This window comes from Myxococcales bacterium (assembly GCA_016720545.1).
GTDB lineage: Bacteria > Myxococcota_A > Polyangia > Polyangiales > Polyangiaceae > JAAFHV01.
The window spans coordinates 44,716-69,337 of record JADKKK010000017.1; the positions used below are offsets into that span (position 1 = coordinate 44,716).

Genomic DNA, 24,622 nt, shown 5'->3' on the forward strand with positions numbered 1-24,622 from the left:
GCCTTCATGCGCCGTTCGCTCCGTCCGTTTCGTCCGCTCCTTCCGCTCGTCGCCCTCGCGCTCCTCGGTGCTTGCACGGGAGACGACGCTCCCGGCGCTCCCGCGCCCGTCCCCACGCCGTCCGACGCGGCTCCGCCGCCTGACGCGACCCCGCCGCCGAACCCGCTCGACGCGCTGCCGGTGCAGGAAGAGCTGAAAGGCGCGGGCCTCTCGGCGCCGGTCGACGTGGTCCGTGACGACGCGGGAATCCCCCACATCTACGCGGCCACCACGCCCGACGCGGCCTACGCGCAGGGCTTCATGATGGCGCAGGACCGGTGGCTCGAGATGGACTTCGGGCGCCGCCAGGCCTCGGGCACGCTCGCCGAGATCGTGGGAGACTTCAGCTCCGCGGCCATCGGGAGCGACATTCGGTACCGCAGCCACCACCTCCGCGCCACCGCTGAGGTCGGCTGGAAGAAGCTCCAGGCGTCGGCCGAGCCCACCGACAAGCTGCTCGTCGCGACCCTGAAGAGCTTCGCGGCCGGCGTGAACGCCTGGCAAGAGGCCTTGCGCGCCGGCAAGTACACGATCCCGAAGGGGGGACTCGAGCTCTACTACGGGGTCTCCTCCATCACGGCGTGGACCGAGCTCGACTCGATCGTCCTCGGCGAGCTGCAGGCCTTCCAGCTCGCGTTCGACGGCACCACCGACGTCACCCGCACCACGTGGGACAAGGAAGAGGCCGCGAAGTTCGTGGGCAACGCCGATCCGGCGAAGGCCGCGCGCGCCGGGTTCGCCGACGACTACTGGCGCTTTCTCCCGTTCGAGCCGGTGTATACGGTCGACGGCTGGAAAGAGGTCGCGGGCGGCCCGACCGCGCTCGCCAAGCCGCCGCGCGCCCGCGGGCGGGCGGCGAGCAAGGGGTCCCTCGCGATGCTTCACAAGGACCTCGCGAGCCTCGAGGGGGTCGGGCTCGACCGCCGCAACGATCCCGATCGCGGCTCGAACAACTGGGTCGTCGGCCCCAAGAGCTCGGCCTCGGGTCACGCCATGGTGGCGAACGACACCCACCTCTCGCTGGGGAGCCCCTCGATCTTCTACCTCGTGCACTTGTCGGCCAAAGACGGGCTCGACGTCATGGGGGTCCAGTTCCCGGGCATCCCGCTCGTGACGCTGGGCATGAACCGCCACGTGGGCTGGGGCAGCACGGTGAGCTACGTCGACGTCACCGACGTCTACCGCGAGACGGTCGTGCCGTGCACGGCGGGAGGTGGCTCGTGCGTCGTCTTCAAGGGCGCGCAAGTGAAGCTCGTGCCGCGCGAGGAGACCTTCCGCTCCAGCGGGTTCGGCCGCCCCGGCACCGAGACCAAGGTGACCTACTACGATGTCCCGCACCACGGCCCGATCGTGCCGCGGATCACGGGCTCGAACATCGAGCCGCTCGGCGGCGAGGAGCTCTCGATTCGCTATACGGGCTACGAGAGCGCGCCGCTCCTCCGGGCGATTTACAGCGTGAACGTGGCGAAGAACGTCGACGAGTGTGTCTCCGCTCTGCAGAAGGACTTCTCCTACGGCGGCCAGAACTGGGTGCTTGCCGACGACTCCGGGAACATCGCGTGGACGCAGGCCATCCGGGTGCCGCGAAGGCCGAAGGGCACGAAGCCGTGGAAGGTGCTGCCGGGCGACGGCTCCGCGGAGTGGGACGGGTACTTCGACCCGAAGGTAGCGCCGAACGCGAAGAACCCTGCGAAGGGCTACCTCGTCACGGCGAACGCCGATCCTGTCGGTCTGACCGCGGACAACGATCCCGCGAACGAGCCCGAGGTCGGCGGCTTCCCGCTCTACATGGGCGCCGACTACGACCCAGGGACGCGCGTGGGCCGCATCACCACGCGGATCAAAGAGGGCCTCGAGGGCGGCAAGAAGCTCGACGCGAACGCGATGTCGAGCATCCAGGCCGACGCCGTCACGAACTGGGGAAAGGCGTGGAAGCCCGCGTTCGTCGCGGCCGTCACCGATCTCTCGGCCGAGCTCGCCACCCCCGGCTCACGCGCGGAGCTCGCGCCGCTGCTCGCCGCCGCTCCCGCGAATGTGAAGGCGTTCCTCGCCGAAGCGAAGACCCTCGCCGAGGGCTGGAGCTACGACACCCCCGCGGGCACCGAGGCCGCGGCGACGCCGAAGGAGATCTCCGACTCGCGCGCGACCGCCATCATGGCGGCGTTCGCCACGGCGCTCGCGCAGGCGGCGCTCTCCGACGAGGCCGGCGTGCTCGGCGTGAAGCTCGGCCGCGCGCCGACGCTGAAGCTCCTCGCGGCGCTGCTGTCGGCGCCGAACACCCTGAAGACCAAAGAGGCCCTCTTCGACGACGTCAACACGCCGGGCGTCGAGACGAGGTCGTTCACCCTCGCGAAGGCCGCGCTGCAGGCGCTGGGCGCGGTGTTCACGGCGCAGGGCGCCGATCCGGCCAAGTGGCGCTGGGGGACCGTGCACACCCTCGAGCCGCAGTTCTTCCTGCCGCTCCCGTCGCTCGCGCAGCGGAAGGTGGGGCGCCACGGCGGCGACGGCACGGTCGACGTCGCCGGACACGGCATCGAGGACGACGACTACACGTACGCGTCGGGCGCCTCGATCCGCTTCGTCGCCGAGCTCGATCCGGTGAAGGGGCCCATCGCGCGCAACGTGATCCCGGGCGGACAGGTGTTCGACCCGGCCTCGCCCCACTTCTCGGATCTCTATGATTTGTATGTGAAAAATCAGACCGTTGACCTCGCCTTCAGCGTCAACGACGTCGTCGCGCGGGCGAAGGTCGAGGCGGAGAAGAACAAGATCGGGCGGCGGCGCTTCGTGCCCTGAACGTCCTCGCGACGCACCCGGGCTCGGCCGTAGCCTGGCTATCGGCCTAGCGGGTGGTCCGCGCCGTGGCGCGCCCTCACCGAGTCGTCATTCGAGCGGGCCGAGCCTCTTGCGAAGCTCGGCGAGCTCGGCCTCGGCTCGGTCCGCGCGGGCGGCCTCCTTTGCCGCGCGCTCTTCGGCGTCCTCGAGGCGCTCATCGCGCTCACTCACCATGCGCTCGAGCATGCCGACGATCTCGCCGCTGTCGAGCACCTGCGCGGTGTCGCTGAAGAACCGGAGGCGGCCGTCGATGACGGCGAGGTCGAGGCCGAGGACGGTCGAGGGGAGGCGCCCTCCCTGGCCGAGCACGGGCACGTAAGCGCGCTGGCTTCCGGCCAGGTGAAAGCCGCGGAGCATCTTCGTTCGCACGTCGAACGTGAAGTATTCGCGGACCCCAAGGCGCGCGTACTCGGCGACGTTCTCGCGGAGGTCCTTGTGCTTCCGGCCGAGGTTTCGGAGCTCGAGCACGAAGTCGACGCCGCGCCCTTCTCGGGCCACGACCCAGCTCTCGACCTCCTTGTCCGGATCGGTGTCGAGGACGGCCAGGATGTCCGGGACGAAGACAGGCTCGCCCGGATACAGCACCGCGAGCTCCGACGCGAGGAACACTCGGCGACGAGCCCGCTCGAAGAAATCGGTGAGGGTGGTGAGCGCGCGCGTCTTGGGGCGCGAGTGGAGGGTTCCTTCGGACATCGCCTCGCGCATCGCGTCGAGGGCGAGGCGAATGCGCTCGACGGCCGCGTCCTGCTCGGTGACCGTCATGGCGCTCCACTCCGCCTCGGTCGGGGCGCGCGGGAAGACCACGGGAGGTGGAGTGCGATGAGGCTCGCTCATGAGGGCCCCTTGAGCGTAGCACCTCGAGGCGCGCTCGCTCGACGAGGCGCGCGCGCGTGGCTCAGTTCGCGCTTCCCGAGTGCCCTTGCGGCGCTAGAGCCGCACGTCTACCATTGCGGGCGTGCGACGTTGGTATCTTGCCTGCTGGCCGTGCGCGGGCTCGGGCGCTCCGCAGACGGCCGCCGCGGGGCCTGAGCGGGGAGCCTGCGAGGAGGGGGCCTCGGTTTGCATGCGCGACGCTCGGGAAGCCTGCGGCGGAGCCTTCGTGCTCGACGACACGAGCGGGAGCGACTACCTTGAGACAACCTACACGGGGTACGCCCAACATACTCTTGGGGGGGAGTCCACTACCTACGGCGGCACGTCGCGGCACGCTCTCACGGGCGAGTCACGCACCACGGGCCGCAGCGTGACGCGAAAGCGGAGGGAAGTGACCTTGCGCGTCACGTGCAAGAAGGGAAAGTAGCCGAGGCCGCGCGCGGTGCCGGTCGTGGAGCTCAGGCCGGGCGAGCTCAGCCGGGCTGGCGCACATCGAATCCCGGGCCGGAGGTCACGCGGATCTGCGGCCCCTCCGACCAGAAGCCGCCCTCGAAGGGATCGCTCGCGAGCAGCCAGGCCGTGTCCAGATCGGCGTACGCGACCGCGTCGAAGCACGCGGCGAGCGTCGCCGCGCAGGTCATGCCGAGGCGGGTCTCCACCATGCCGCCCACCATGAGGTCGAGCCCGCGTCGCCGCGCCTCGCGCCCGAGCGCGAGCGACGGGCCGAACCCCCCGAGCTTCACGAGCTTCAGGTTCACGCCCGTCGCGGCCCCCGCGCGCACGAGCTGGTCGAGGTCGTCGAGGCCGCGGAACGACTCGTCGGCGACCACGGGCACGCCGCCGTCCCGCGCGACGCGCGCCATCCCCTCGAGGTCGCCTCGGTCGCAGGGCTGCTCGAAGCACTCGACCGCGGCGCCGCGCGCGCGGAGCGTCCTCAGCGTCGCGAGCGCCTCGGCGGCCGTGAAGCCCCCGTTCGCGTCGAGCCGCAGGCGGAGCCCGGGCAGAGAATCGTGTAGAGTGCACATGGACGCCGCCTCGCGCTCAGCGTCCTTCCCCACCTTCACCTTGAACGCGCGGAAGCCCTGCGCGTACCAGCGCCGCCCCACGCGGAGCATCTCAGCCTCTTCGGCGATCGGGATCGTGATGTCGCTCTCGAGGAGCGGCGCCGGCCCGTCGCAGCCGAAGAGTGCGCGCACCGACAGGCCACGAGCGCGCGCGAGGGCGTCCACGAGGGCGCACTCGATCGCCGCCGCGAGCACCGGGGAGCCGGGAGCCGCCGCGGCCGCGAGCGCGTGGGCCTCTTCGGCCGTGCCCACCTCGGCGCCCACGACGCGCGCCTCGGCGGCCGGCCAAGCGCGCTCGAGGTCGGGCAGGTCCTCCCGGGTGACCGGGTGAAGGCACGCCGCCTCGCCGAGGCCGGTCACCTCACGGGCCCCGGACTCCCCGGCCGTGAGGCGCACGAGCCCCGCGCGCGTCGTGTCCATGCGGGCGGTCGCGATGACGAACGGCTCGAGGAGCGGGACGCAGAGCGCGGAAAGGCAGGCGTTCTTCACGAACATCTTGCCGAGCTTACCGGTCTGGGCTTCTAAGTGTCGTTCTCGTGAACATGCAAGCGAGCCGCAGGCGAGCGGCGTGTGTATGGCAACCGACCGAAGGGAGGGCGCCATGAACCTCATGCGTCGCAGGAGAGGGTGGGTCGGGGCGATCTCCACGGGGTGCCTGGCCTCGTGCGTCTCGTGCTGGCTCTTGGCGTCGCCCGCGCGCGCCTCCGAGCCCGAGCCTCCGGCCGCGCGACCCCAGGTGGAGGCCGCGCTCGGCAAAGGCGTGACGATCCGATCGAAGGACGACCTCGTCAGCCTCCAGATCCGGCCGCGCGTGCAGGTCCGCGCCGCGTTCGCCACCGACCCCGACAAGACCTCGGGCTCACCCGTCATCGAGCCGGAGGACGCGGCGACGCAGCTCGCCATTCGCCGCGCGCGCCTCGCGTTCAGGGGCAACGTGCTCGGGCCCAAGCTCACGTATTACGTGCAGCTCGCGTTCTCGAACGCGGACACCGAGAGCGACCTTCGCCTGCCTCTGCGCGACGCCTCGATGCAGTGGGAGGCCCTGCGCGACATCGGCCTCCGCTTCGGCCAAATGAAGGTGCCGCTCGGCCGCCAGCGCGTCATCTCGTCGGGCGCCCTCGAGTTCCCCGATCGGTCGATCATCATCGAGGAGCTGAGCCTCCACCGCGACGTCGGCGTGGTGGCCTACTCGCGCAATCTGCTCGGGCTCGGCGACACGCTCGGCTACCAGGTCGGGGTGTTCGGCGGCGACGGTCGAAATCGCGTCGCCGAGTCGGCGGGGCTCTTGTGGGTGGCGCGCGTCGACCTGTGGCCGAACGGTCATTTCACCGACCTCAGCGAGGGCGACCTCGAGCGGCTCCCGAAGCCGCGCCTCGCGTGCGGCCTCACGGTCGCCTACAACCAGAACAGCTACCGCCAGCAGAGCGTCGTCGGCGACACGTACCGCCTGGGGGGCTACGACTACCTCCACGGCAGCGCAGACCTCATGTTCAAGTGGCGCGGCCTGGCGCTCTCGGGCGAGGCGCTGCTTCGCAACGCGGACCTCGACTCGAGGGACGGCAAGGCGGCGGACGGCAAGCCGCTCCGCGAGTGGTCCCGCTCCGGGGCCGGCTACTTCGCGCAACTCAGCCAAATGCTGAACGAAAACATCCAGGTGGCGACCCGCTTCTCGCACCTCCAGCCGTTCCGTAGCACCGATCCGAGGCTCCTCTCCCGGTCCGAGGCTGCCGGGTCGGTGAGCTACTACATCGCGGGGCACGCGCTGAAGGTGCAGGCCGACTACAGCTACCTCTTCGGCCCCGGCGAGGCGGGCGGACGCCACCTCGCGCGGCTGCAGTTCCAGCTCTTCCTCTGAGGCTCGGGCTCGCGGGCGCGCGCCCTCGTCCGAGCGAACGCCTCCGAGTGGGAAAGCTCCCAGGATCCACGGTAGTCTCGACCGATCCGCTCGGCCCCTTCGGGCGCGGCCCCGTCGAGAGAACCGCCATGAGCCCCGCCGAGTCCGCCGAGTCCGCCGCCCCCGTTGCGCCCGCCGAGCTCTCGCGGATCCGCCAGGTGATCTTCGCGTCGAGCGTCGGCACGCTCTTCGAGTGGTACGACTTCTACCTCTACGGCAGCCTCGCCGCGTTCTTCGGCGGTCTCTTCTTCCCCAAGGGCAACGAGACCGCGGGCTTCCTCGCGAGCCTCGCGACGTTCGGCGCGGGCTTCGCCGTTCGCCCCTTCGGCGCGGTCGTGTTCGGGCGCCTCGGTGACCGGCTCGGCCGGAAGTACACCTTCCTCGTCACGATCGTCATCATGGGGCTCTCGACGGCGCTGATTGGCGTGCTTCCCACCTACGCGACGTTCGGCATGGCGGCGCCGATCCTCCTCGTGAGCCTCCGCCTGCTCCAGGGGCTCGCCCTCGGCGGCGAGTACGGCGGCGCGGCGACTTACGTGGCCGAGCACGCGCCGCTCGCGAAGCGTGGATACTACACGAGCTACATCCAGACGACGGCCACCATCGGCTTCTTCGTGTCGCTCGCGGTGATCCTCGTCTCGCGGCTCGCGTTCGGCGACGCCACGTTCAAGGCGTGGGGATGGCGGGTGCCTTTCCTGCTCTCGTCGGCCCTGCTCGCCGTGTCGGTCTATGTCCGCACGCGGCTCGAAGAGTCGCCGGTCTTCGCGGAGATGAAGCGCGAGGGGAAGCTCTCGGCGAACCCCATCAAGGAGAGCTTCACGAACCCGCTCAACCTGAAATACGTGCTGATAGCCCTCTTCGGAGCGGCCGCTGGCCAAGGCGTCGTTTGGTACACCGGGCAGTTCTACGCGCTGTATTTCCTCCAGAACACGCTGCACGTCGACTTCGTGACCTCCACGGTCGACATCGCCATATCGCTCGCCCTCGGCACACCGCTCTTCGTCTATTTCGGGCGCCTCTCCGACACCGTCGGGCGGAAGCGCATCATGATGGCGGGGCTCCTCCTCGCCGCGCTCACCTACGTGCCCATTTACATGGGGCTCAGGCACTTCGCGAACCCCGACCTCGTGGCGCACCCCGATCCGAAGCAGATGAACCACGTGGCCATCGTGGCGCTGCTCACGCTGCAGGTCGCCTACGTGACCATGGTGTATGGGCCGATCGCCGCGTTCCTGGTCGAGCTCTTCCCGGCCAAGATTCGATACACCTCGATGTCGCTCCCTTACCATCTCGGCAACGGGTGGTTCGGGGGCTTTCTGCCCCTCATCGCGTCGTCGCTCACCGTGGCGACGGGTAACATCTACGCGGGCCTCGCTTACCCCATCGTCGTGGCGCTCCTCACCTTCGTCGTGGGCATGCTCACCATCCGCGAGGGCAAGCAGCACGACGTGCACGTCATCGACGAGGACGTATCCCCCTGAGCGGCCTCGCGCTCAGCCCTCGCCACCGCCGTCGCCGCGCAGCGCCCGAGCGGCGCCCTCCCACCGCGGCAGGAGCGGCAGCGAGCCGAGCGCGAGCGCCGCCGCGAGGACGAACACGACCCGCGGGCCGAGCGCGTCCGCGAGGACGCCTGCGATCCCTCCCGCGACGGCGAGCGAGACGGCGTTCGCCGTGGACAACACCGTGAACTCGAGCGCCGCGTGCTCGCGGTTCGTCGCGCCCATGAGCGCCGAGAAGAGCACCGTGGTGCCGACCCCGCTCGCGGCGTGCTCGGCCGCGAGCGCCGCCGTGACCGCCGGCACCGAGTCGGCGCTCGTGTGGCCGACCAGGAGGGGCAGCGGGGCGCAGGCCGCGGCCTGCAGGACGGCGGCCACGGTGAGGGCGCGACGGTCGCCGAGCTTGCGGTGGAGGAGGCCTCCGGCGACCGAGCCCGCGACGCCGGCGAGCGTGCCCACGGTGACGGCGAGGGCGCCGATGCGCTCCTTCGACCACCCGCCGTCGACGAGCACGGGCTTGAGCAGCGCGCCTGCGGCGTGAAGCCCCAGCTTGTACCCGAACGCGACGAGGAGCACCGCGCGCACCTCGGGTCGCAGCATGGCGCGGAGCGCGGCCCACGCCGCCGAGAGCTCGCCGCGGAGCGAGCTCGAGGTTCCGGCCGGGGCTGCGAGAGGCGAGGGAGCCGTGCCCTCGTCCGCGCGCTCGCCCACGAGCGTGGTCCCGAGGGAGGCCACGAGCACGAGGCCGGCGAGGCCTAGGATCGCCTGGCGCTCGCCGACGCGATCCCCCAGCGAGAGCAGGCCCGCGCCGCCCGCGACCATGCCGAGCCGGTAGGCGCCCACCTGCGCGACGTTGCCGAGGCCGCGCTCTCCGGCGGCGAGCGTGCGCACGGCGAGGCCATCGACGAAGACGTCTTGGGTGGCCGCGAGGAGCGCCGCGACCGCCGTGAGCACGAACCAGAGCGCGCGCGCCTGCGACAGAGGCTGGAGCGCGTAGAGCGCGAGCGTGCCGGCGAGCGAGGCTTGCAGCGCGAAGACCACGGATCGCGCCCGCGCGCGGAGCCGCGGGGCGTCGCCCGCGCGGGCCCAGAGCACCTTCAGAGCCCACGGGAGCTGGAGCCACGAGACCGCCGCGATGAGGCTGTACGAGGCGTGGCTCTGTCGGAGCGCGACTGGCAGGTACTCGGCGGCGATCCCGAGGGGAACGCCCTGGGCGAGGTAGAGCGCCCCGAGGCCCACGAGCTTGCTCGCGCCGCCGCCGTCCGCCGTCCGCGCTGGGTTCGCCACCGCGCGAGTGTAGTCGAGAGCGTCATCGAGAGTGTGGTCGAACGGCGCCTCGTGCCCGCGCTTCCGTCCGGTCGCGAGAGGGTGTACTTCGCGGCGTGTGCGCACGGTCATGCTCCTCGTGGCGTCGAACATCTTCATGACCTTCGCCTGGTATCGGCACCTGAGGCACCAGGCGGGCTCGCCGCTGTGGAGCGCGGTGCTCGTGAGCTGGGGCATCGCCTTCTTCGAGTATTGCCTCGCCGTGCCTGCGAACCGAATCGGCTACGGGAGGTTCACCCTCGCCGAGCTGAAGGTCACCCAGGAGATCATCTCGCTCGTCGTGTTCGGGGTGTTCTCCGCGTTCTGGATGCGCGAGCGCGTGACGCTGAACCACCTCTGGGCGGCGTGCTGCCTCGTGGGCGCGGCGTTCTTCGTGTTTCGGCGCTGAGCGGCCCAGCGCGGGCGGGCCGGCGGTCCAGGCGGCGAAGTTCGCGCTCGACGACGGGGGTCGTCGAGGGGAAGATGAGCGCACGATGGGTCTTCGACTGTGTGCATCCTGCAATCGTCATGTCCGTGAGTCGCTCTGCCCGTTCTGCGGCGACACGGAGAGCGTGCCGCTCCCGGTGCCGCACTCGCGCGCGACCCGCGCGGCGATGGTCTTCGGCACGGCGACGATGGTGACCGCGATCGCGTGCGGCGGCACCGTCGAGACCGCCGACTCGGGCGCGGCGCCGAACCCCTCGCCGACGGAGACCGCGGCGCCGGTCTACGGCGCGCCGGTCGACGCGTCGCCGCCGCCGGTCGACGCGTCGCGCCCAGACGCGTCGCCGGCCGACGCGTCGCCCCCGAAGGATGCGGCGCCGGACTCGCCCATCGCCCCGGCGTACGGTGGGCCCCCGCCCGACGCGGCCGTCCCTCCGTACGGCGCACCGCCGCCTCGCGACGGCGGTCCGTAGCCCGCGGTCAGCGTCGCGAGGCGACCTTTTCGCGCTCGATCGACGAGCGCTCGGCCTCGCTCACCGGCGTCGGGTACTGGCCGTCGAAGCACGCGAAGCAGTGCGGGCGGCCCGCGAACAGCGCGCGGAACTCCGCCACCTCGGGGTAGACGACGGCGTCGGCGCCGATCGCGCTCCGCACGGCCTCGTGGTCGTGGGTGGCGGCGATGAGCTCCGCTCGCCGCGCGATGTCGATGCCGTAGACACACGGGTGGCGCAGGGGGGGCGCGGCCGAGACCATATACACCTCGCGCGCGCCGCTCTCGCGCACCGTGCGCACGATGTGGGTCGAGGTGGTGCCTCGAACGATCGAGTCGTCGACGATCGCGACCTTCTTGCCGGCGAGCACGTCGCCGATGGGGTTCAGCTTCTGCCGCACGAGGCGCTCGCGATCGATCTGCGAGGGCACGATGAAGCTGCGACCCACGTGGTTGTTCTTCGTGAGCCCGCGGCGGTACGGGACCCCGAGCTCCTCGGCGAGCCCCGAGGCGGCGAAGTAAGCCGAGGACGGCACGTCGATCACTACGTCGGGCGTGAGGCCCTGCGCCCGCACCGCGCGCGCGAGGAGACGCCCCATCCCCACGCGCTCGCCCGCCACGAGGTGCCCGTCGAAGGTCGAGTCCTCCCGCGCAAAGTAGATGTGCTCGAAGCTGCAGAACGCGGGAGTGACGCCCCCCTCGACGTCGAAGTGTACAGCGCCGTCGGCGTCGACGAAGGCCGTCTCGCCCGGCGCCAGATCGCGCACGAGCTCGAAGCCGAGGTAGTCGAACACCGTCGACTCCGAAGCGAACGCGTGCTCCACGCCCCGAGGGGTCTCCCGCCGGCCGTACACGAGCGGGCGGATGCCGTGCGCGTCGCGGAAGGCGAGCACGCCCTTGTGCGCGAGCAGCGTGATCGTGGAGTACGCGCCGTCGACCTTCGCGCGCAGGGCCCGCACCGCGTCGAAGACGCCCGCCGGCGTGAGCTCCTTGAAGCCCACGCGCTCGAGCTCGTGGGCGAGCGTGTAGATGAGCAGCTCGAGGTCGTTCGTGGTCTCGATCACGCGCTGGCGATCGCGCAGGAGCTCCGAGCGCAGCGCCTCGAAGTTCGTCACGTTCCCGTTGTGCACCATCGCGAGCCCGAACGGGTACGACATGGTGAACGGCTGCGCGTCGAGCACCTCGGTGCTGCCTTGCGTTGCGTAGCGCGTGTGGCCGAGGCCCACGTTCCCCTGCAGATCGGCGATGTCCTTCGGCTCGCGGAAGACGTCCGCGACCAGCCCTCGGCCTTTGCGTAGGCGGAAGCGGCCATCGAAGGTGACGACGCCCGCCGCGTCTTGGCCGCGGTGTTGCACCGCCGTCAGGGCGTAGACGATCCGCTCCGCCACCGGCACGCGCCCGAAGATTCCGACGATCCCGCACATGGCTCACCTCGCCGCGTTCTCTGCGCCCCGCTCGCCGAGCAAGAGGTCGCGGAGGGTTTCACTGTAGAGCGCGTGCTCGACCTGGAGGCCGCGGCGCTCGATCTCTTCGAGTGAGCCGGCGCCCCGGAGGTCGACGGCGCGCCGCCCAAGCACCTGGCCCGTGTCGAGCCCTGCGTCCACGAGGTGGACCGTGATCCAGGTCTCGGCGAGGCCGGCGGCGTGCGCGTACGCGTACCCCCCGAGCCCCTGGTGGACCCGCGTGTCCGCGGGGTGAATGTTGACGATGCGCCCGGCGTACCGCGCGACGAAGCCCGCCGAGAGGATGCGCATGAAGCCCGCGAGGACGAGCAGGTCGAGCGGCGCCCCCTGCTCGTGGACGTCGAGCGCGTCGGCGAGCGCTGCGTCCCACACCTCGCGGGAGCGGCCGAGGACAGGGAGCGCGATGGTTGGCAGTCGTCGCTCGCGCGCGAACGCGAGCCCTCCGCACTCGGGCTTGTCGCTCGCGACGACGGCGATGCGCGCCACGCCCGAGAGGACCCCGCCGGGCTCCGTGGCGGCGTGGAGGGCGCGCAGGTTGGAGCCGCGGCCCGACACGAGGACCCCGAGTGACCTCACGAGCCGCTCCCGATGTCGGATCGGTGCACGAGGCCCGGCGCCCCGAGCGAGCCGACCCGCGCGTAGGCGGCCTCGCGCGCCGCCGCCCGCGACGGCCCAAGACCCACGACGGTGAGCGCGCGCCCCCGCGTGAAGCAGAGGGAGGCAGGCTCGTGACGGAGGGCGCTCGCCACGCACACGTGGACGCGTCCGGAGGGCGCGAGCGCCGCGTCGGCGAGGCAGACCGGGGGGCCCTCGCTCGTGGTGGGGTAGCCGGCCCGCGCGAGGACCACGCCGACCGCGTGGTGGTCGAGGGCCGCCGCCGAAGCGCCCGCGAGGCGCCCCTCGGCGCACCGCAAGCAGAGCTCCGCGAAGCTGCCGCCGATCCGCGGGAGCACCACCTGCGCCTCGGGATCGCCGAACCGCACGTTGAACTCGAGCACCTTCGGCCCGTCGCTCGTGAGAATAAGTCCGATGTAAAGAAAGCCGCGATAGCGCAGGCCGTCCGCCACGAGGCCGCGCACCGTGGGCGTGACGATCTCCGTGAGGAGGCGCGCGCGGAGCGGATCGTCGGCCGCGAGCACGGGCGAGAAGGCGCCCATGCCGCCTGTGTTGGGGCCCTCGTCGTGGTCGAGGAGGCGCTTGTGATCGCGGGACTCGGGCAGGAGCACGGCCTCGCCGTCCGACACGAGGAGCATGAGGGAGAGCTCGGGCCCGAGGAGCCGCTCTTCGATGAGGAGCCGCGCGTCGGGGCCGTACCGCGCGCGGAGCTCGCCCACCGCGGTCCGCACCGCCTCGGCGCTCTCGCAGACGATGACTCCCTTGCCCTCGGCGAGGCCATCGTACTTCACCACCCCGCCGTCCTCGGCGTCGTCGCCCCACGGCGTCTCGGAGCGCAGCGACTCGCCGGCCTCGAGCGTGAGGGCGCGCGCGGTCGGGATGGCGTGCCTCGAGAGGAAAGACTTCGCGAACGCCTTCGACGTCTCGAGCGCAGCGGCCTCGCGCGTAGGGCCGACGACCGCGAAGCCCTCGGCGCGGAGCGCGTCGGCGAGGCCCTCGGCGAGCAGCGCTTCGGGCCCTATCACTACCAGCGAGACGTCGCGCCGGCGGAGCTCCGCGGGGAGCGCCCCCGTCGAGACGTCGCCGAGTGAGCCGCGCACGCCGGGATTGCCCGGCACCACTACGACCGCGCCGGGGCCGAGGTCGGCCTCGAGGCGCAGCGCGAGGGCGTGCTCACGCGCGCCACGCCCGAGCACCGCCGCGTTCAAGCGCGAGGGCGTGCTCATTGCCCGAGCGCCTCGTCCGCGAGGTCCGCGATCGCGCGGGCCGTCGCCTCGGCGTCGCCTAGGTAGGCCGTGACCTCGAGCCCGAGGAGCTGCTCTTTCACGTGTGCGCCCACGTCGAGGGTCGCGACGAACGCCTCGAGCGCCGCGCGCGTGAGCGCTCGCCCCCGCGTGAGGTCCTTCAGCGTTTGGTACGGGTCGCCGTCGGTGTGGAGGCGCAGGATGGTCTGGATCGGCTCGGCCAGCAGCTCCGGCACGGCGGCGATCGCCGCGAGGCACGCCGCAGGGTCGACCGCCACGCGCCCAAGACCGACGAGCACCTCCTCGAGGGCGAGCACGTGGTGCGCGAGCGCGACGCCGACGTTGCGGAGCACCGTGCTGTCGGAGAGATCGCGCTGCATCCGGGAGCGGCAGAGCTTGTCGGCGAGGAACGCGAGGGCGCTGTTCGAGAGGAGCAGGTTGCCCTCGGCGTTCTCGAAGTGGATCGGGTTCACCTTGTGCGGCATGGTCGAAGACCCAACCTCGCCTGGCTGCGCCCGCTGGGCGAGCCACCCGCGGGAGACGTACTGCCAGGCGTCCTGGCAGAGATCGAGGACGACGTTGTTCGTGACGCGCACCTCGTTGAGCCACCGAGCGAGCGAGTCGTGGTCCTCGATCTGGGTCGTCGCGGGGTTCGGCACGAGGCCGAGGCGCTCGACCACGCGTCGCTCGTAGCTCGCCCAGTCGTAGGTGGGACACGCGGCGCGCAGGGCCGAGCGGTTGCCGGTCGCGCCGTTCAGCTTGCCGAAGAGGCGCTGCCGCGCGAGCGCGTCGTGCGCGCGCACGACGCGCCCCAGGAATACGGCGAGCTCCTTCCCCGCCGTGGTCGGGGAGGCGGGCTGACCGTGCGTGTTCGCGGGGAAGGGCGTGGCCGCGTGCTCGCGCACCAGGACCGTGAGCGCCGTGCCGAGTCGCCGCACGAGCGGGAGCTGCACGTCGCCGAGGAAGCCGTCGAAGAGTACGCCGTACGCCAGGTTGTTCACGTCCTCGGAGGTGAGGCCGAAGTGGACGCGGTTCGGGCGCCGGAGGGCGCCGCGCCGGCGGAGATACACCTCGCACGCCTTGACGTCGTGGCGAAGCTCGCTCTCGATCGACTTCAGCTCGCCGTAACCCGCGTCGTCGAGCTCGGCGGCGGCCCGAAGGCGCTCGCGCTCCTCCGCGTCGAGCGTGCCGAAGAGCCCGGTGTCGTCGAGCGCGAGCGCGTGCTCCACCTCCACGGTGAGGCGTGCGCGCATGAGCGCGTGCTCCGAGAAGTACTCGGAGAGGGGCGCCAGGCGCGCTCCGTAGCGACCATCGAGCGGCGAGATCGCGCGAGCGCGGTGCGCGTCGATCGAGGTCACGTGACCGCCTCGTCGTCGGCGCCGAGCTCGCGTTGCATCGCGTCGTCGGCCCGAATGAGCCGGGCCTTCATCTCCCGGATCTCGCCGGAGAAGCGCGCCTTCAGGTGGCGCAGGTTCAGCGAGCGCAGCGCCGCGAGCGCTGCGTTCTCCGGCCGGATGGCGGTGGTCGCGGGGATGTTCGAGGGCATCATGAGCGACGACTGGAGGTTCAGTATGAGGTCAGATTTATCGCCGTAGGGGGGCGCGTTCACCACGGGCAGCTCGAGGTTCGCCGCGAGGGCCCCGCCGAGGCCGTTCGACTCTCCCGCGATCGCGATGACCGCGCCGGGCTCGAGCGCGCCGTTGTAGCTGTCCGCGAGCTCTTGGATGCGCTCGCCGTTCTTGTGCGCGGAGATCACGCGCACGAAGGTGCGGACCCCGTAGCTCGCGAGCACCTTCCGCACGCGCTTGGCGTGCTCCACGTCGGAGGGCGAGCCCATGCACACGACCACGAAGCCGGGCTTGATGTGGCCCCCCGCGACGAGCGCCTCGTAGAGCCGCGCGAGCGGGTCCGGCGCGCCCGAGGGCTCGTGGCCCGTGACTCTGCGAAGGAGCTCGACGTAGCGTGCACGCGTCTCCTCGACGACGCTCGCGGGGAGCGCGAGCGGGAAGGCCCCGGTTCGCTCTCGCTCCCTGAGCATGAACGCGCGGACGAGCTCCTTGTCGAGCGGGGGCACGTCCTTCGGGCTCTTCGCGTAGGTGGCCGCGTCCCAGATGCGGGAAGAGTCCGGCGTGTGGATCTCGTCGATGAGCACGAGGTCGTCGCCGATGAGCCCGAACTCGTACTTCGTGTCGGCCAGCACGAGGCCCTTCGCGCGGAGGACCTCGCTGCCGCGGCGGAACAGCTCGAGTGACACGCTCGCCATCTTGTCGTAGAGCGCCTTCGTCGCGAGGCCCTCCCGCACGAGGTCGTCGGGGGTGATCTCGCGATCCGCGTCTTCCTTGGTGGTGGGCGTGACGATGGGCGAAGGAAGGCGACCGTTCTCCTCGAGGCCGGCTCCGACGCTCGCGCCCGAGAACTCGCGCTTGCCGGCCGCGTAGCCTCTCGCCATGCTCCCGGCCATGTACCCGCGCACGACCATCTCGACGCGCACGGGGGTGGCCTCGCGTACGAGGGAGGCCTGCTCGGAGACGGCCTCGAGCAAATGGTTCGGCACGACGTCCCGCGTTGCCGAGAACCAGAACGCGGCGAGGCGGTTCAGCACCTCACCTTTCTGCGGCACGGGTGTCGAGAGGCGCAGATCGAACGCGCTGATACGATCGGTCACGACGATGAGGCGGCGCTCCGCGTCGATGCGGAAGCTGTCGCGGACCTTCCCTGCGTGGAGCTTGGTGAGCTGCGGCGTTCGGACTTCGGCGATCACCTTCATGGCGACACCTCGCCTTCGGCGCGCGCTCGCCATCGACCTTCGTGCGCCCCTTCGGGCCCCACGTGTAGGTTCACGCTGCCCTCCCTTGGGTGGGTAGGCATGGGCGTTCGCTCGCCTGCGGCTCGCTTGCATGTTTCACGGTCGGTCTCCCTGAGTGGTGGGCGTAGTGGGCGTGGCGGGCGAGGCGGGGTCTGGGCTCAGTGGCGGAAGTGTCGGGTCTCCGTCATGACGACGTGCACGCTCAAGGCGTCACCGCGGGCGATGACCTCGCGGTCGCGAATGGAGCCTCCGGGCTGAAGGAGGACGCGGATCCCGGCGTCGGCCAGGGTCTCCAGCGTGTCGGCGAAGGGCAGGAACGCGTCCGACACGGCGTAGGCTTTGCCCATCGCGTCCGAGAGCGTCGGGGCGTCACGGTCGACGGCGGCGGCGCGGAGCGTCTCACGCGCGCGGTCCACGGCGATGCGTGCCGAGGCGACGCGGTTCGGTTGCCCCGCGCCCATACCGAGCAGCTGGAGCCCCTCGCGCGGTGCCCGTCGGACGATGGCGATGGCGTTCGACTTCACCGCCCGCGCCGCCCTGATCCCGAACGCCGCGAGCTCTGCGTCGGGCGTGAACGGCGCGCTCGTGGCGGTCCGCAGCGAGGCGAAGAGGGTGTCGTCGGGGTCCTGGACGAGCAGGTGGCCGAGGCAGAGCCGCGCGTCGTCGTCGCCGGGCAGCGCGTCCACCGAGAGCGGCAGGACGCGCAGGTTCTTGGCGGTGGCGAGTAGGGCCCGCGCGCCCTCGTCGAACGCAGGCGCCACGACGACCTCCACGAAGCGGCGCGCGGCGCGGTCCTCCGCGTCGAGCGCGAGCGGGGCCAGACAGGACCGCGTGAGGGGGCTCGAGAACGCGAGGACCGAGCCGAAGGCGGAGACGGGATCGCCGGCCCAAGCGAGCTCGAGCGCCTCGCCCGGCGTTTTGGCGACCGCGAAGCCGCAAGGGTTGCCGTGCTTCACCACCACGCACGCGTGGCCGCGCTCGTGCCCGCGCAGCGCCGCGAGCGCGGCCTCCACGTCGAGCAGGTTGTTGTAGGAGAGCTCCTTGCCGGAGAGCAGGAGGGCCGTGGGGGAGGCGCTGCCCGCGCGCGGATGGAGGCGCGCCCGCTGGTGCGGATTCTCACCGTAACGGAGCGCCACGCCTCGGCCGAAGCGCATCGGGGGGGCGTTGGGCGCGGGTCGCTCTTCGCGGTCCTCGCGCTCGCTCGCGAGGTGATCGGCGATCGCGCGGTCGTAGCGCGCCGTCGCCTCGAAGGCGCTTGTCATGAGGCGCCGGCGCGTCGCCGCGGAGAGCGCGCCCCGCCGCTCGGTGAGCTCGGCGATGAGCGCGGGGTAGTCGGCGGGGGAGACGACCGAGGCGACGTGACGGAAATTTTTCGCCGCCGCGCGCACGAGCGTCGGGCCGCCGATGTCGATGTATTCTACAAGCTCGCCCGTGGCGAGGCCGCGGTCGCGGTACTCCCCGAACGGGTAGAGGTTCGCGACCAGGAGATCGATCGGCGTGACGCCGAGCGCGCGCGCCTCGGCCGCGTCGCGGTCACGATCGAAGAGCAGCGCCGACGCGATCTCGTAGGAGAGGGTCTTCATGCGACCCCCGAACGCCTCGGGCCGGCCGGTGAGCTCCTGCGCGTCGCGCACCTCGAGCCCCGCCGCGCGGAGGAGCGCGGCGGTCTTGCCCGTGGAGTAGAGCTCGGTGCCGAACGACGCGAGGCAGCGCGCGAGGTCTACGAGGCCGGTCTTGTCCCAGACGGTGAGCAGCGCGCGGCGGATGGGCACGTCGCCGTCGGCAGCCGGCGCGAACCCCAGGGGCTGGGTCGTCATGAGGGATCCTTCAGGCGCCCACACGCGCGGGCCGCCGCGACGAGGTTCTGGAACACGCGGAGACCGTCGGCCGGCTCGCTGTTGCGCTCGTCGTCGCCCCGCTCGAGGCGCTCGCGCGCCCGCGTAGGCCAGGCAGGGTGCAGCTCGGGGCGCAGGTACGCCTCGGGGTGGGGCATCGCGCCGAGCACGCGGCCGGTGGGATCCGTGAGCGCCGCGCATGCGAGGGTCGATCCGTTCGGGTTCGCCGGGGAGGCCTCTTGGGGGCCGTTGGCGTCGGCGTACTGGAGCGCGACGAGGCGCTGGCGGACCAAGGCGTCGCGGACGTCGGCGTCGCGCGTGACGAGCTTTCCCTCTCCGTGGCGTACGGGCATGTCGAAGCGCGTCTCACCGCGGAACGCGGGGCTTGGCGAGGGACCCGCCACGCACGAGACCCAGCGATCTTCGAAGCGGCCCGAGTCGTTGTGCGCGAGCGTGACCTCTGGCTCGAACGCGCCGCTCAGGTTGGGCAGGAGCCCCGCGCGCACCAGGATCTGGAAGCCGTTGCACACGCCGAAGACCAGGCCGCCGTCGGCGACGAACGCGGCGAGCTCGGCGAGGACGGTCGACCCGGAGGGCAGGCGCCCAAGGCGAAGGCGATTGGCGAATACGCGGCCCGAGCCGAGGTCGTCCCCGAACGAGAAGCCCCCGGAGAGGTGCACGATCGAGACGCCGCGTAGCGACACCGCGCCGGAGAACAGCTCGGCGGCGTGCACGGCGCGCGCGCGGGCGCCCGCCTTGCGATAGGCGGCGACCGACTCTTCCTCGCAGTTGAGGCCGAACCCCGCGATGACGAGGGCGGTCACTGCGGCCCCCGCTGCCAGGCGCGCGCCAGGTCCGCGACGGCGAGCCGGAGTGTGTGCTCACCTCGCCAGGTGATCTCGAGCGCGTCGCCGCCGACCTCGCCGAGGCGCGAGGCGCGGTCGCCGAAGAGCGCCGAGGCCTCGTCGGCCCGCGCTGCCGGCACCGACACCACGAAGCGCGCGTGCGACTCGGAGAAGAGCGCCGAGAACGCGGGGAGCGTGTCAGCGCCGCTGTGCACGCGGGCGCCCAGTCCCGCGCCGATGCAGCACTCCGCGAGCGCCACGGCGAGCCCGCCGTCGCTGAGGTCGTGGCTCGAAGCGAGGAGCCGCCGCTCGTGGGCCGTGGTCATGAGCGTGTAAAGTGCACGTGTTTCGGGGACGCGCACGCGCGGGGCGAGGCCCCCTTCGTCGCGCAGCACCGAGAGGGCGATCGACCGCCCTAGCTCGTCGTGGGTCTCTCCCACGAGGAAGACGACGTCGCCCGGGCGCTTCCACTCGCTCGTGACGACCCGGCGCACGTCGCGCACCTTCGCGACCATCGTGACGAGCAGCGTCGGCGGCACGCTGATCTTCCGCCCGCCCGCGCGAAGATCGTTCTTCATGCTGTCCTTGCCCGAGACGAGCGGCACCTCGAAGGCGCGCACCATCTCGGCGAGGCCCTCGGCGATGCGCACGAGCTTGCCAAGCTTCTCGCGCCCGTCGGGGTTCGTCTCGGGGTGGAACACCGAGTCGGGGACGCAGAAGTTGTCGCAGCCGGCGAAGAACTCGAAGGGGCCACGGGCGTCGCCGGGGAGGCGCGCGCCGACGGACACGAGCGATCGCACCGCCTCGTCGAACGCGCCCTGCGCCATCGCGTACGGATCGAGGTCGCCGTACCGCGGGCAGATGCCGTTCGCCACGGCCACGCCCTCGTGGCCCTCGTGGTCGACGAGCAGGACGGCCGCGTCCTGCGGCGCGTGCCCCGCCACGCCCATGTGGGGCTTCACCACGGTCTTGCCCTTCACCTCGTGGTCGTAGGCGCGCACGGTGGCCTCGCGGCTGCACACGTTCGGCGACGCGAGCACGTCGAGGAGCAGGGGCCCGAGCGACCGGGCGTGGAGCTGGCAAGGGCGCGAGCGCGGCGACTCGACGATCGCCGACAGGCTGAGCGGCGGCACGCCGTCGTGGAGGAACGCGAGCGAGAGCGACGCGACGGGCACCGTCCCGAAGACGACCTCGAGCTGGCCGGTAGCGGTGAACTCGCCGATGGCGCGGGCCTCCACCCCGCGCTCCGCGGCGAGGGTGAGGAGCGGCGCGAGGTGCTCGGGGCGCACCGCGAGGGTCATGCGCTCCTGCGACTCGGAGACGAAGATCTCCCAGGGGCGGAGCCCCGGGTACTTGAGCGGCACGAGGCTCGTGTCGACGCGCGCGCCGCCGGTCAGCCGCGCGAGCTCGCCCGCCGACGACGACAGGCCGCCCGCGCCGCTGTCGTTCACCCCCGCGATGAGCCCGAGCGCCGAGGCCTCCTCGAGGAGGTCCACGACGAGCTTCTGCGTGAACGGGCTGCCGACCTGGACCACGCCGCGGCTCTGCCCCTCGCCGAGCTCGCTCGACGAGAACGTCGCGCCGTGGATGCCGTCTTGGCCCACGCGGCCGCCCATCGTGACGATGTGGTCTCCGACCCGCACGTCCTTCTTCCACGCGGGCAGGGAGACGCCGTCGACCGACACGGACGCCGGTACGAGCGCCGCCGAGCCGCAGAAGACGAGCGGCTTGCCGGCGTACCGGTCGTCGAACACAAGCGCGCCGTTCACGGTGGGCACGCCGGACTTGTTGCCCCCGTCGCGCACGCCGGCCACGACGCCCTCGAACACGCGTGCAGGATGCAGCTGACCGGGGAGGAGCGGTTCCGCGTAGCTTGGCGTGCCGAAGCACAGCACGTCGGTGTTGAAGTAGAGGCGTCCGCCGCCGCGTCCCGTGCCCACCGCGTCGCGATTGCACCCGAGGACTCCGGTGATGGCGCCGCCGTACGGGTCGAGCGCCGAGGGCGAGTTGTGCGTCTCGACCTTCAGGGTGAGGTTCTTCGTCTCGTCGACCCGGACGATGCCCGCGTTGTCGTCGAACACGACCACCACGAAGCCCTGGCCGCGCGCCTCGAGCGTCGCGCACACCTCGCGCGTGGGCCCGGCGACGCACGTCTTGAAGAGCGAGCGGAGCGTGCGCGCTTCGCCACGCTCGCGATCGTCGATGGCGATGGTGGCGCCGAACTCCTTGTGCTTGCAGTGCTCCGACCAGGTCTGCGCGAAGATCTCGAGCTCGCAGTCGGTCGGCGCTTCGGGGAGCCCGTTCGCGGCGCGCGCGCGGGCGACCTCGGGCTCCGCGAGGTGCGCGGCGATCGCGCGGAGCTCGACGAGCGAGAGCCCCAGCGAGCGCGCCTTGGAGAGCGCGACGAGCGCCTCGTCGGAGTCGGGGAGCGGCACCGCCAGGACGCGGGCGTGGGCCGCGAGCGAGACGCGCTTGGGCGCGACCGGCACGAAGGGCAGGTGTCCCCACGAGAGCTCGTGCACGTTCGGGTTCCCGAGCACGTCGCGCGCGAGGCGCTCGAGCGTGGCGGGGGAGAGCGCCTCGTCGAACACGACGAGCTCCTGCGCGAAGAAGGTCGCTCCGTCGGTCGCGGGCTCCCCCCTGACGAGCGCCCACGAGAGCTCGGCGCTCCTCGCCTCGTCGTCGGTGAGACCGGGTAAGCGTGCAAGATGCACGTAACTCTTCGCCCCCAGCGGGGAGAGCAGCGCGCTGACCTCCACGTCGTCCACGAGCGGATCGGCGAGGGCGCCGCGGGCGAACGCCGCGAGCTCGAGGTCGGAGACCTCTTGGTGCGTCGTCGCGAAGAGCCTCACGGAGCGCGCGCTCGTGGGCGTGCCGAGCGCGCGTGACACGTGCTCTCCGAGGGCGTGGGCTCGCGGATCCTCGGCCCCACGCCGGCTCTCGATGGCGATCACGCGGGTCACGGCGTACCCCCCGTGGTCCCGCGCGCCGACGTGGGGAAGCTCAGGCTCCCGCCGTGCAGGCCGCGGGACTCGATTCGGATGGCGCCGCTGTCGACGACGACGCCGGCTTCCCTGCCGACGATCCCGTGGGCCGCGCAGGTGGCGAGCGCGTCGCCGACCGCTCCGGGCCGGAGCACCAGGATGAAGCCCTGGCCCATGTTCCATGCGCGGTACGCGCTGGCGTCGTCGATGTCGCCGAGTCGCTGCGCCTCGATCACGTACGGGGGGGGCTCGTACAGGGAGGTGAGGTGGGCGCCGAGCCCCGTCGCGCGGAGCGCGCGCCCGAGCTTGTTGGGAACGCCGCCGCCCGTGACGTGGGCCGCCCCGGTGAGCGCGACCCCCGACGCGAGGAGGCGCTCCACGAGCGGCGCATAGATCGTGGAGGGCAGGAGCGCGAGCTCGCCCCACGTGGCGCCAGGCCCTGACGCGTCGTGCCAGTCGTCGCCGAACGCGCGCTGGAGAGTGGCACGCAAGAGGGAGAAGCCGTTGGAGCGGAACCCGGCGCTCTCCAGGGCGATCAGCGCGTCGCCGGGGCGAACGTCCTGGCCCGTGAGGGGCTCGCGCCCCTCGGGGTAGTGGCCGATCGCGGTGGCGCACCAGTTGAAGTGCATGCCCTCCCCGAAGCCTCCGACGCGGGCCCCGAGCTCGGCGATCTCGCCGCCCGTGACGGCGACGTCGGCGGCGACCGCCGCGCGGGCGAGCCCTCGCATGAGCGCGTCGACCGTGGGGACGTCGATGCGGTCTACGTCGAGCACGTTGGTCAACGCGACGGGCGCCGCCCCCGCGGCCGCGAGATCGTCCACGACCATCGCGACGAGATCGAACGCGATCGTGTCGTAGGTGCGGGTGCGCTCGGCGATCTCGACCTTCGTGCCGACGCCGTCCGTGGTCGAGGCGATGCGCGCCCCTCCGATGCGTGTGCTCTGCGCGTAGTGCGAGCGGAGCTGCGGATCGCACGCGCCGTCGCTGCCGGCTCGGCGCGTCTGCGTGCCCTCGGCCCACCTCGCGGCGATGGCGGACGCCGCTGCTTTTCGGTCGAGATCTCCCAGGCGCGGAGCATTCGACTGCCCCAGCTCTCGCGTCGGGGGGAGGGGCGTCATGCGCCGACCACCTCGTGGAGCACCAGCGTGCGGTCGCGCTCGGCGCCGAGCGACAGGATGGAGAGCCTGGCGTCGAGCTCGCGCGACAGGAGCTCGAGGTAACGCCGCGCGGCCTCGGGGAGGTCGTCGTAGCGCGTGATCCCCTCGAGGGAGCCGAAGCCCTCCAGCTCGCGGTACACCGGCACCCCCGCGCGGTGCTCGGTCGCCACCTTCAGCGTCTCGAAGCCCGCGAGTACGTCGAGCTTGGTGATGGCCATGTCGGTCGTGCCGTTCAGGCGGAACGCGTGCGCGAGCGCGGGCAGGTCGAGCCAGCCCGTGCGGCGAGGTCGCCCGGTGGTCGCGCCCACCTCGCGGCCGATGTCGCGGATGCGCTGCCCCGTCTCGTCGGAGAGCTCGGTGGGGAACGGGCCGTTGCCCACGCGCGTGGTGTACGCCTTGAGCACGGCGACCCGCCGCGCGAGCTCGACGTACACGCCGACCCCGGACGACACGCCGCCGGCGGTGGTGGTCGACGAGGTGACGAACGGGTAGGTTCCGTGATCGACGTCGAGCAGCGCGCCCTGGGCGCCCTCGAAGAGGACTCGCGCGCCGCGCCTCATGGCCCGGTGGAGCTCGTCGGCCACGTCGCCCACGTGCGCGGCGAGCGCGCTCACATCGTCGCTGAGCGCCTTCGCGACGTCAGCGGCGTCGGGGAGCGGCGCCTCGTCCCCGAGGAGTCGCGCGTAGTGCGCGCGCTGCGCCTCGAGCATGGGCAGGTGGACCCCAGCGAGCACGTCGCCGAGGCGCACCCCGGCGCGCCGAACCTTGTCGGTGTAGGCCGGCCCGATGCCGCGCCCCGTGGTGCCGATGGCCTTGCCGCCCGCCAGGTCCGCGAGCCTGTGGTACGGCGTGACGACATGCGCGAGCGCAGAGACGCCGAGCCGCCGGGGGCCCGCGTCGACGCCGGCGCTCGTGAGGCCGTCGAGCTCGCCACGCAGGCTCTTGGGATCGATTACGCAGCCGTTGCCGATGAGGCCGCGGCACTGCGGGTGGAGGATGCCCGCCGGCACGAGGTGCAGCACGAGCTTCTGTCCGTCGACGACCAGCGTGTGACCTGCGTTCGCGCCGCCGCCGAAGCGCACCGAGAACTCGGCGCGCGCGGCGAGATGATCGACGATCTTGCCCTTCCCCTCGTCGCCCCACTGCGCGCCCGCCACGAGAACGTTCGGCATCTCGACTCCTGGGCCAGCGGTGGGCTGGGACGTTCCGTCGCCGACCGCCGTGCGGGCGGAA

The 24,622-nt window shown here is 72.0% G+C and carries 18 protein-coding genes; 5 read left to right on the forward strand and 13 right to left on the reverse strand.

From position 1 onward, the window contains the following. Positions 1-6 precede the first annotated feature (6 nt). The gene (locus IPQ09_23790) at positions 7-2,835 is read left to right on the forward strand and encodes a penicillin acylase family protein (GenBank protein MBL0197194.1); all 2,829 of its coding nucleotides are present in this window, start codon (positions 7-9) and stop codon (positions 2,833-2,835) included. Positions 2,836-2,922: 87 nt separating this feature from the next. Here the strand turns inward: IPQ09_23790 and IPQ09_23795 are convergent, their stop codons facing one another. Together IPQ09_23795 and IPQ09_23800 are read right to left on the reverse strand one after the other, a co-directional pair. After that, complete coding sequence (locus tag IPQ09_23795; GenBank protein MBL0197195.1) at positions 2,923-3,708, reverse strand: Uma2 family endonuclease; 786 nt, start codon at positions 3,706-3,708, stop codon at positions 2,923-2,925. A 512-nt stretch (positions 3,709-4,220) separates the two neighbouring features. Next, positions 4,221-5,306, reverse strand: a complete 1,086-nt coding sequence (locus IPQ09_23800; GenBank protein MBL0197196.1) for a hypothetical protein — start codon at positions 5,304-5,306, stop codon at positions 4,221-4,223. A gap of 106 nt (positions 5,307-5,412) precedes the next feature. Here IPQ09_23800 and IPQ09_23805 point away from each other — a divergent pair, with 106 nt between their 5' ends. Together IPQ09_23805 and IPQ09_23810 are read left to right on the forward strand one after the other, a co-directional pair. Continuing rightward, on the forward strand, positions 5,413-6,666 hold the full coding sequence (locus IPQ09_23805) for a porin (GenBank protein ID MBL0197197.1): 1,254 nt from the start codon (positions 5,413-5,415) through the stop codon (positions 6,664-6,666). A 128-nt stretch (positions 6,667-6,794) separates the two neighbouring features. Further along, positions 6,795-8,186 (forward strand): MHS family MFS transporter, encoded by a 1,392-nt coding sequence (locus IPQ09_23810; protein ID MBL0197198.1) that lies wholly within the window; start codon positions 6,795-6,797, stop codon positions 8,184-8,186. A gap of 12 nt (positions 8,187-8,198) precedes the next feature. On the opposite strand, the gene IPQ09_23815 is transcribed toward IPQ09_23810, so the two are convergent. Then, positions 8,199-9,488, reverse strand: coding sequence for an MFS transporter (locus IPQ09_23815; GenBank protein ID MBL0197199.1), 1,290 nt, complete (start codon positions 9,486-9,488; stop codon positions 8,199-8,201). Between the two features lie 97 nt (positions 9,489-9,585). On the opposite strand from IPQ09_23815, the gene IPQ09_23820 reads away from it, so the two are divergent. Both IPQ09_23820 and IPQ09_23825 read left to right on the forward strand, forming a co-directional pair. Beyond that, positions 9,586-9,915, forward strand: coding sequence for a DMT family protein (locus IPQ09_23820; GenBank protein ID MBL0197200.1), 330 nt, complete (start codon positions 9,586-9,588; stop codon positions 9,913-9,915). Between the two features lie 85 nt (positions 9,916-10,000). After that, entirely contained in the window at positions 10,001-10,423 is a 423-nt protein-coding gene (locus tag IPQ09_23825) for a hypothetical protein (protein MBL0197201.1), read from the forward strand. Positions 10,424-10,430: 7 nt separating this feature from the next. Here the strand turns inward: IPQ09_23825 and purF are convergent, their stop codons facing one another. The 10 genes from purF to IPQ09_23875 all read right to left on the reverse strand — a co-directional run bounded on the left by purF (position 10,431) and on the right by IPQ09_23875 (position 24,561). Then, positions 10,431-11,864, reverse strand: a complete 1,434-nt coding sequence (gene purF / locus IPQ09_23830; protein ID MBL0197202.1) for an amidophosphoribosyltransferase — start codon at positions 11,862-11,864, stop codon at positions 10,431-10,433. A gap of 3 nt (positions 11,865-11,867) precedes the next feature. After that, positions 11,868-12,479, reverse strand: a complete 612-nt coding sequence (locus IPQ09_23835; GenBank protein MBL0197203.1) for a phosphoribosylglycinamide formyltransferase — start codon at positions 12,477-12,479, stop codon at positions 11,868-11,870. Beyond that, positions 12,476-13,744: a phosphoribosylamine--glycine ligase gene (gene purD / locus IPQ09_23840; GenBank protein MBL0197204.1), complete on the reverse strand. Its 1,269-nt coding sequence runs from the start codon at positions 13,742-13,744 to the stop codon at positions 12,476-12,478. The genes IPQ09_23835 and purD overlap by 4 nt, the downstream gene beginning before the upstream one ends. Continuing rightward, positions 13,741-15,120, reverse strand: coding sequence for an adenylosuccinate lyase (gene purB, locus IPQ09_23845; protein ID MBL0197205.1), 1,380 nt, complete (start codon positions 15,118-15,120; stop codon positions 13,741-13,743). The genes purD and purB overlap by 4 nt, the downstream gene beginning before the upstream one ends. Then, positions 15,117-16,529: an AIR carboxylase family protein gene (locus IPQ09_23850; GenBank protein MBL0197206.1), complete on the reverse strand. Its 1,413-nt coding sequence runs from the start codon at positions 16,527-16,529 to the stop codon at positions 15,117-15,119. Before IPQ09_23850 ends, purB begins: the two co-directional genes overlap by 4 nt. A gap of 197 nt (positions 16,530-16,726) precedes the next feature. Beyond that, positions 16,727-18,385, reverse strand: coding sequence for a bifunctional phosphoribosylaminoimidazolecarboxamide formyltransferase/IMP cyclohydrolase (gene purH, locus IPQ09_23855; protein ID MBL0197207.1), 1,659 nt, complete (start codon positions 18,383-18,385; stop codon positions 16,727-16,729). Next, positions 18,382-19,227, reverse strand: a complete 846-nt coding sequence (locus tag IPQ09_23860; protein ID MBL0197208.1) for a phosphoribosylformylglycinamidine synthase subunit PurQ — start codon at positions 19,225-19,227, stop codon at positions 18,382-18,384. The genes purH and IPQ09_23860 overlap by 4 nt, the downstream gene beginning before the upstream one ends. After that, on the reverse strand, positions 19,224-22,211 hold the full coding sequence (locus IPQ09_23865) for a phosphoribosylformylglycinamidine synthase (GenBank protein MBL0197209.1): 2,988 nt from the start codon (positions 22,209-22,211) through the stop codon (positions 19,224-19,226). Before IPQ09_23865 ends, IPQ09_23860 begins: the two co-directional genes overlap by 4 nt. Then, positions 22,208-23,350, reverse strand: a complete 1,143-nt coding sequence (locus IPQ09_23870) for a phosphoribosylformylglycinamidine cyclo-ligase (GenBank protein MBL0197210.1) — start codon at positions 23,348-23,350, stop codon at positions 22,208-22,210. Before IPQ09_23870 ends, IPQ09_23865 begins: the two co-directional genes overlap by 4 nt. After that, a complete protein-coding gene (locus IPQ09_23875; GenBank protein ID MBL0197211.1) occupies positions 23,347-24,561 on the reverse strand; it encodes an adenylosuccinate synthase in 1,215 nt (404 codons plus the stop codon). The genes IPQ09_23870 and IPQ09_23875 overlap by 4 nt, the downstream gene beginning before the upstream one ends. Positions 24,562-24,622: the final 61 nt, after the last annotated feature.

Coding starts and splice junctions, on each gene's coding strand:
- IPQ09_23795 (MBL0197195.1), bottom strand. CDS start 3,708: ATGAGCGAGCCTCATCGCACTCCACCTCCCGTGGTCTTCCCGCGCGCC.
- IPQ09_23805 (MBL0197197.1), top strand. CDS start 5,413: ATGAACCTCATGCGTCGCAGGAGAGGGTGGGTCGGGGCGATCTCCACG.
- IPQ09_23875 (MBL0197211.1), bottom strand. CDS start 24,561: ATGCCGAACGTTCTCGTGGCGGGCGCGCAGTGGGGCGACGAGGGGAAG.
- purF (MBL0197202.1), bottom strand. CDS start 11,864: ATGTGCGGGATCGTCGGAATCTTCGGGCGCGTGCCGGTGGCGGAGCGG.
- IPQ09_23810 (MBL0197198.1), top strand. CDS start 6,795: ATGAGCCCCGCCGAGTCCGCCGAGTCCGCCGCCCCCGTTGCGCCCGCC.
- IPQ09_23790 (MBL0197194.1), top strand. CDS start 7: ATGCGCCGTTCGCTCCGTCCGTTTCGTCCGCTCCTTCCGCTCGTCGCC.
- IPQ09_23850 (MBL0197206.1), bottom strand. CDS start 16,529: ATGAAGGTGATCGCCGAAGTCCGAACGCCGCAGCTCACCAAGCTCCAC.
- IPQ09_23800 (MBL0197196.1), bottom strand. CDS start 5,306: ATGTTCGTGAAGAACGCCTGCCTTTCCGCGCTCTGCGTCCCGCTCCTC.
- purD (MBL0197204.1), bottom strand. CDS start 13,744: ATGAGCACGCCCTCGCGCTTGAACGCGGCGGTGCTCGGGCGTGGCGCG.
- IPQ09_23870 (MBL0197210.1), bottom strand. CDS start 23,350: ATGACGCCCCTCCCCCCGACGCGAGAGCTGGGGCAGTCGAATGCTCCG.
- IPQ09_23825 (MBL0197201.1), top strand. CDS start 10,001: ATGGGTCTTCGACTGTGTGCATCCTGCAATCGTCATGTCCGTGAGTCG.
- purH (MBL0197207.1), bottom strand. CDS start 18,385: ATGACGACCCAGCCCCTGGGGTTCGCGCCGGCTGCCGACGGCGACGTG.